Annotated in this window: 7 protein-coding genes; all 7 read right to left on the reverse strand. The window is 41.4% G+C overall.

The annotated features are described in order from the left end of the window. Window positions 1-749 (reverse strand): M14 family metallopeptidase (locus AAC037_RS16150; protein WP_339903979.1); only part of this gene is annotated, 749 nt, incomplete at its 3' end. Between the two features lie 7 nt (window positions 750-756). Continuing rightward, window positions 757-1,512 carry an SGNH/GDSL hydrolase family protein gene (locus AAC037_RS16155; protein WP_339903980.1) on the reverse strand — a complete coding sequence of 252 codons (756 nt, stop codon included), beginning with the start codon at window positions 1,510-1,512 and terminating at the stop codon, window positions 757-759. A gap of 54 nt (window positions 1,513-1,566) precedes the next feature. Continuing rightward, complete coding sequence (locus AAC037_RS16160) at window positions 1,567-2,685, reverse strand: sialidase family protein (protein ID WP_339903982.1); 1,119 nt, start codon at window positions 2,683-2,685, stop codon at window positions 1,567-1,569. An 8-nt stretch (window positions 2,686-2,693) separates the two neighbouring features. After that, window positions 2,694-4,235 carry a sulfatase gene (locus AAC037_RS16165; RefSeq protein WP_339903983.1) on the reverse strand — a complete coding sequence of 514 codons (1,542 nt, stop codon included), beginning with the start codon at window positions 4,233-4,235 and terminating at the stop codon, window positions 2,694-2,696. 6 nt (window positions 4,236-4,241) lie between these two features. Continuing rightward, on the reverse strand, window positions 4,242-5,408 hold the full coding sequence (locus tag AAC037_RS16170) for a sialidase family protein (protein WP_339903984.1): 1,167 nt from the start codon (window positions 5,406-5,408) through the stop codon (window positions 4,242-4,244). Between the two features lie 11 nt (window positions 5,409-5,419). Continuing rightward, window positions 5,420-6,535: a sialidase family protein gene (locus AAC037_RS16175; protein ID WP_339903986.1), complete on the reverse strand. Its 1,116-nt coding sequence runs from the start codon at window positions 6,533-6,535 to the stop codon at window positions 5,420-5,422. A 24-nt stretch (window positions 6,536-6,559) separates the two neighbouring features. Then, on the reverse strand, window positions 6,560-7,047 hold a 488-nt coding region (locus tag AAC037_RS16180), incomplete at its 5' end, for an SGNH/GDSL hydrolase family protein (RefSeq protein ID WP_339903988.1).

Consider the following 7,047-nt stretch of genomic DNA (forward strand, 5'->3'; position numbering starts at 1 on the left):
CCTTTTGTAACTAGATCTCCCAAATCTACAGAGGGTAGAAATATTCCTTCTTCCGGCGCAGGGTGCATCACCTGCAAATGCCCACTTCCCGGTTGATCATCTTCGATTTTGACCATTGCTTTCCTTTCCTTTTTCTGTTGGGGTAACATTCCGAAAAGTTGAAGGACATTTTCACAACCTTCTACCAACTCATCCACACCTTCAGCACGGAAAGCTCCTCCACCATTTTCAGTATAAATTGCCGGAATATTGGCATCTCTCGCCACAGACAAGGTTCTTCCTTCCAATTCGGGGCTTGTACCCCAAACAATAGGCAAGTTAAAGGCTTCTGCCATGGCTCTTTGTGTTTCCAATACCTTTGAGTTGGGGTGGAGCATATAACCTGAAAGTGGAGAGATGTCAAACAAATCACCTCCGGTATGCATATCGATAAAAAAATCTGCCTTTTTAATCATTTCGCTGATTTCCGCCGCCACTTGTTCAGTAATGCTGCCATTGGCATTTCCCGGACAAGTCCTGGCAAGGTCTAGTTTGTCTTCTCCAATGCGTGCTGCGGAGAAGTAGGCATTTCTATTGGTGATCGGTACAAGGGTAACAGAACCGGAAGCCAGCTTACCTTCCAATAAGTTCATTAGCTCTAATACCGCCAAGACAGGTTCGTATTCATCTCCGTGAACTCCTGCAATAATAAGTCCTTGAGGACCTTCTTTTGCAGATTTTATAACTCGGGAAGAAAATAATTTTACCATTCTATTATTAGTTTCTTGTAACTTTCATCCTCACTATTTCCAGACATAATTTTTCTGCCATCAAAGCATGGCCCTTGTCATTGGGATGCACCCCATCCAACAATAATTCTTCCCTTGATGGGTTTTGGGCATAGTAATCAGAAAATAGTCTAAAATTATCTAGGAGTCCTGTATTGTATTTTACCGACAATTTTTTCACTACTTCTACATATTGTGCCAACCTTACATTTTGGTATTCGGGATATTTACCCCTAAGCCCGTTAGGCGCTAATAAAATCACATCAACACCAATGCTCTGAAGCTCCTTAATCATAAATTTAAGGTTACGTTTATACTGCTTTAATGGAATCCTTGATTGTCCATCAGGCTCGGAACCATCAATATGGGCATCGTTTGTCCCAAAACCTATGATTACCAAATCAGGCTCATGTGCCAGCACATCTGTTTCAAATCTGTCCCTAGCATGTTTTATTTTAAACAAATCGTGGTCTTTTATGCTGCCAGTATGACTTCCGGGAATCCCGGAATTAATCACTTCTGCTTCGATACCTTCCGCTGAAAGAAGTGAAGGCAGTCTTTGAGCAAAAACCTGATCAATGGTTTTTCTTGTGGCAGTTATGGAATTGCCAAAAGCGACAATTTTAAGGGCTTGTTCTCCCAATGAGGAAGCTTCTGCCTCAATTTTGGTTTGAACACCATCACCCAAAACCGCCAAGGGAAACATCCATAGAAAAGCCAAAACGAGGATTGTATTTCTTTGCATATATAATTAGATGGTCAGCACAGGTTTTCAAGACTAAATCAACTCAAAAGCACATTATTCTCCATAAAGCCAATCAAGGTCTAAAAGACTTAATCGCGTAATGGAAAGCCCGGTTCCTTGCGGTCTATTTCCGGCACAATAGGAAAGTAGCACCTGCTCATCATTGACAAAATGAATGGCTGTGTAACAATACCAACCATCGGGATCATCTTCGAGTACTTTTTCTTTTTCCCAGGTTTTACCTTCATTCTTGGAAATGGCTATATTTAAAGGAGTCCTTTTCCCCTTGTATAATCCTTCCTTCACCCCATTATTATTCCAAACCATCATAAGGTCTCCAGTAGATGGTATCCTTGCGACAGTAGCAGGGGACAAGGGAGATGCGATTTTCGTGGGCTTTGCAGAAGTCCATTTTTCTCCTGAATTTTTAGAAAAAGCGGCGTATTGTACACCATCATCGGTACGAATGATCATCATTAGTTTTCCGTTTTTCAGCGCTATAAGTCCGGGTTCTTGTAAAATGACTTTTTTAGGACCCCTTACTTCTTTACTTGATTTCCAAGTAGCTCCATTGTCATCTGAAAAATAAGTAAACAAGCGCCCATTATTGTTAAAATCCTCATCCTCTGCTGTTTGATGTAAAGCAACGGGCATAATGAGTCTACCATTGTCCAATTGTATCACCCTGTTATTGTTGAGCACAAAATAACCTTCCCTATCAGTGATACATGGAGTCGGTTCTGACCAGGTTTCTCCTTCATCTTTAGAGATTCGCATTAAAGGTATACAGTCACTTATTCCATTTTTTCTTGCATAAAACAAGGCAATTTCTCCGTTCTGAAGCCTAAGCAATGAAACAGACATTACATTCATTTTCCCATCATTGGGTACTATTACCTTGTCATTATCAGTCCAGGTTTGACCATCATCTTCAGAATACCTCGCAGCCAAATGGGCGGAGCCAAAATCACTCCCGGACTTACCGGTAAAATGGGTATAAATAAACATGATTCTCCCATCCTTTAAGCGAACAAAATCTCCTTCGCTGTTACGGGGATTGTTTTCGCCGGGATCCAGTTGCAGAACAGTTTTTACTTGCTGGGCGCTAACCTCATCCAATAAATGAAAGCCAATCAATAGAAAAAGTAGTATCATTTTATATCTAGTCTTCATATTTAATTTTATTCAGCATTTAACACGTAATCCCCAAAGTATTTGGGATAGCCCCAATGAAAGGCAGTGTCTTTTTGATAGCTATGGTCAGGATATACCTTATTTATTGAGTCAACTTCTGCCCTGATCCTTTTAAAATTAACTGAATCAATAAATGGATCTCTTGTTGTCACTCTCCAATTATTTAGCGCTTCCTTCAACCTCTCCATCTCCTCGCGGTAATCGGGATCTTGTGCCAGATTTTTAAACTCCCAAGGATCATTCTCCAAATTATATAATTCAAAGGCCGGAGGATTCTCCCACCTATCATAGACCACTTTGATTTCATCGGTTGATGTAGCTATTTCTTCCCTTGAGGTGCCAGACAAAACCGTAGGGTAAATGTGATCTGTATACACCGATAAGTAGGGGTCAGGTTCACCACTGTACAAATTGTGAATCAACTTGTATTTGTTGCTCCGAACACTTCTTTTGGGATAAAAATATTTAGCCGTTCCAATCAAACCACCTGCATAAATATACGCATGCCCAGTTGCTTCTCCATTGCCCACCTTTATAAGTGATTTTCCCGGAAGCGCTGATTTTCCTTTGCTGGAAACCGCATCCACGATGGTTGGAAATATATCAATGACGGATGCCATCTGATCATTTATCACCTGCCCTCCGGTTACCCCTTCAGGCCAGGTAATTATCAATGGTATCTTTAGCCCTGCCTCATAATTTGTGGTTTTGCCTCTGGAAAACTGGGCACCATGGTCACTGAGGTAAATAATCAGTGTATTTTTAGCTTTCCCTGTTGCTTTAAGCGAGTCTAATAGCATACCTATTGATTCATCCAAACGATTGATCTGACTATAGTAATCCGCTGTCTGCTCTCTCAATCGTTCTGTGTTAGCACCTACAAAAGGAAGCGTACTTGAAACATTATCCCCTGAAACTTCAATCGTAGGCAAGCCTTCAACCTTTCTTAGCAATGGAAAATGGGCATCCGGGAAATTGACCATAAGAAAAAATGGTTTTTCACCTGCAGCTCTTATAAACTCAGAAGCTTTAATCGCATAATCACCCATTTTTTCCTTGCCAAAGTTTGAACTCTCAATTTCATGAAAGTCGAATGGAAATGCAGATTCCGGATTGACATGCAATTTCCCCAAACAACCTGTACTATACCCTTGTTCTTTTAAAAAGGAAGGGATATTCTCAAAGGCCTTATACATTTCAAAATCATGAGTAGCTAGTCCAATCTGTCCATTTTGATGGGGGTAAAGTCCCGTCAAAATTGATCCTCTGGAGGGGCTACAAACAGAATAGGTAGTATAAGCATTGAGAAACTTAACGCCATTTTCAGCCAATGAGTCAATGGTAGGCGTTGTCACTATGCTATTACCGTAAGCTCCCAGGTCCTGTCCATGGTCCTCGGAAACGATCAAGATTATATTGGGCTTCGTTTGCTCACTATTTTTTAGCTCAGATTCGCATGAAGCCATCATTAACATGGCCAATAAGCCTGATAAAGTCAATTCAAATCTGTTGCTAAATAAAATGCTCATGGTCACCTATTCTTTATAAAACCAGTCCGCTCCCAGTTTGGTGATTTTGGTAACCGAAAGCCCCGTTCCGCCCGGTCTATTACCGGCACAGTAACCCAATAGCACCTCATCACCCACGAAATCCATGGCTATATAACAATACCATCCATCGGGATTATCTTCCAAAGTTTTAATATTTGTCCAGGTTTTACCTTCATCCTTTGAAATTGCTGAGTTAAGAGGCGTTCTGAGCTTAGCAATGTCGGGATCATCCGAAAGGTTATTGTTCCATACTGCCAGCAAATCTCCTGTTCCGGGTATTCTTTCTATAGTCGCCGGAGAGACCGGAGAAACCAAAGTACTTTCTTCTACTTCAGACCAGGTTTTGCCTTGGTCTCTTGAGTAGGAAAAGCACTGCACTCCTGCATCAGTTCGAATAACCATTAGGATGGAGCCATCTGCTAACTCAACCAAGCCAGGCTCTTGCAAAACAATTTCTTTGGGGTTAGGAACCATTTCACTTCTTTCCCAAGTTTGCCCATTATCAGTGGAAGAATAGGCATACAAATCTGCTCTTCCTCTCCATTCCATTCCCGGGCCGGCGTGTTTCGCTACAGCAAGCATCAATGTACCATCCTCCAACTGGACCACACGGTCATTGTTTAAAACAAAATAACCTTCATCATCTGTAATACAGGCTATGGGGTCTGACCAAGTTTTGGCCTCATCTTTAGAAACCCGCATATAGGGGATACAATCGTCTGTATTGTTTTTCCTTAAATAAAACATGGCAATGTCCCCATTTTGCAGTCTAAGCAATGAAACAGACATCACATTCATCCCTCCTTCATTGGGCAAAATCTCGACATCTTCTTTTGTCCAGGTTTTTCCTTTGTCCTCTGAAAACCTCCCTGCCAAATAAGCTGTGGCATGATCACTTGAAGATTCTCCATAATAATGGGAATAAACAAACAGAATTTTCCCATCCTCCAACTCAATAAAATCACCCTCACTGTTTCTTGGGTTATTCTCTCCAGGATTGAGTACCAGGTTTCCCGGAACACTCACAATCTCTTTTTGAGTTGAATTTGTTGTTTCTTCCTGCTCCTCAACCGGTTTATCTCCACATCCACAAGTTACAAATGCTGTTAACACCAGCATTTTGATTGCTCCACTTAATCTGTACATTGCCATTTTCATATCATTTAGTCATAAAATTCGTCCAAACTTAATTTCCTCACTACCAGAGGTATCTTTTCCCTCAGCTTTTCACGTTCTGCAGCCATATAACCAAGCAGTACATCATCTTCTACAAAGGAAATTGCAGTATAGCAGAAAAATCCTTCAGGGTCATCTTCGAGCACTTTTAAATGCATCCAGCTTTTCCCCTCATCCTTTGAAATAGCTGCTGTAAATGGCGTTCTGAAAGTGGCTGTTTCTTTTACTAAACCTTTATTATTGTTCCAGATCAACAACAGGTCCCCCGTTGCCGGAATTCTTTTTAGAGAAGCAGGAGCTCTTGGTGAAGCGATGTCAGAAGGGTATACCTCTTCCCAACTTAGACCCTTGTCTTTAGATTTGCTTAGGTACTGAACACCACGATCCGTTCGCAACCACATCAAAACCTCACCATTTTCCAATAAAACCACTCCGGGTTCTTGCACAACCACCTTGTCATTATTAGGCATTTCCTGACCCGAATGCCAGGTTTTCCCATTGTCATCAGAGTAATAGCAATAAATAGTCCCGCGCATACTAAAATCGTTGCCGGCAGTTTTATGTAGAGAAACAGGTGCCAGCAGTCTTCCACCGGGGAGTTGAATTACCCGATCATTATTTAGTACAAAGTATCCTTTCTTATCTGTGATTACAGGTACTGGTTCAGACCAGGTTTTGGCCTCGTCATTGGAAATCCGCATCATGGGAATACAATCATCCAAAGAATTTTTTCTGACATAAAACAAGGCAATTGCACCATTTTTTAACCTCAGGAAAGAAACAGACATCACATTCATGCCTCCTTCATTAGAAACGATTACCTCATCTTTGCCGGTCCAGGTATTGCCACTGTCCTCAGAATAACGCCCGGCGATCAATCCACTGGCATGGTCCCCGGATCCCCCTTCAAATTTGGAATAGGCAAATAAGATCCTTCCATCGTTCAACTGGATAAAACTCCCCTCACTATTTCTAGGTGGCAGCCCATCTTCTCCAATATGAAGCACAATTTGTGATGGATTGAGGAGTGTCTGAGCTTTAGAAAAACTCCCTGCACCTAGAAGGTATACACCAAAAAGTAATACTAACTTAAATTGTTTCATAATTAATGGTTTGCACCTTCTCATTTAGTGTTCTCCTTCATAATAAACACCTCCGCAGGTCGGAGCTTCAGGATCAAAAATCCCTAGGGATTTGAACATCAATCTTGCTATCTCTGAATGACCATCACCATCCGGATGCAGTGGATCATTGAGCCATTCTTTATAGACCTTTACGCCATTTGGATTTTGGAATTCTTCACACCAATGCCCATAGTTATCAACCAAAATCACCTGCTCTTTTTCCGCAATATTTTTTATTACTTTCACGTATTTCTCCAGACTTGCTCTCGAAGGATCTAAGGCTTGGATAATAGGATTAGGGGTATGCAGTATAGGAATGGCCCCAAAACCTCTAAACTTCTTCACCAAACTGATCATATTTTTCTCGAAAGCATCTAGTGGGACCCTCCCCTTGGCACAATCATTTGTACCTATCATTATTGACACCACATCGGGCTTAAACTGGCTGACCCTCCATTCAAAATCGGCAAGGATATTCCGGCTAGTATTTC

Origin of the sequence: uncultured Cyclobacterium sp., assembly GCF_963976465.1 — a bacterium.
Taxonomy (GTDB): domain Bacteria; phylum Bacteroidota; class Bacteroidia; order Cytophagales; family Cyclobacteriaceae; genus Cyclobacterium.

Coding starts and splice junctions, on each gene's coding strand:
- AAC037_RS16155 (WP_339903980.1), bottom strand. CDS start 1,512: ATGCAAAGAAATACAATCCTCGTTTTGGCTTTTCTATGGATGTTTCCC.
- AAC037_RS16170 (WP_339903984.1), bottom strand. CDS start 5,408: ATGGCAATGTACAGATTAAGTGGAGCAATCAAAATGCTGGTGTTAACA.
- AAC037_RS16175 (WP_339903986.1), bottom strand. CDS start 6,535: ATGAAACAATTTAAGTTAGTATTACTTTTTGGTGTATACCTTCTAGGT.
- AAC037_RS16165 (WP_339903983.1), bottom strand. CDS start 4,235: ATGAGCATTTTATTTAGCAACAGATTTGAATTGACTTTATCAGGCTTA.
- AAC037_RS16160 (WP_339903982.1), bottom strand. CDS start 2,685: ATGAAGACTAGATATAAAATGATACTACTTTTTCTATTGATTGGCTTT.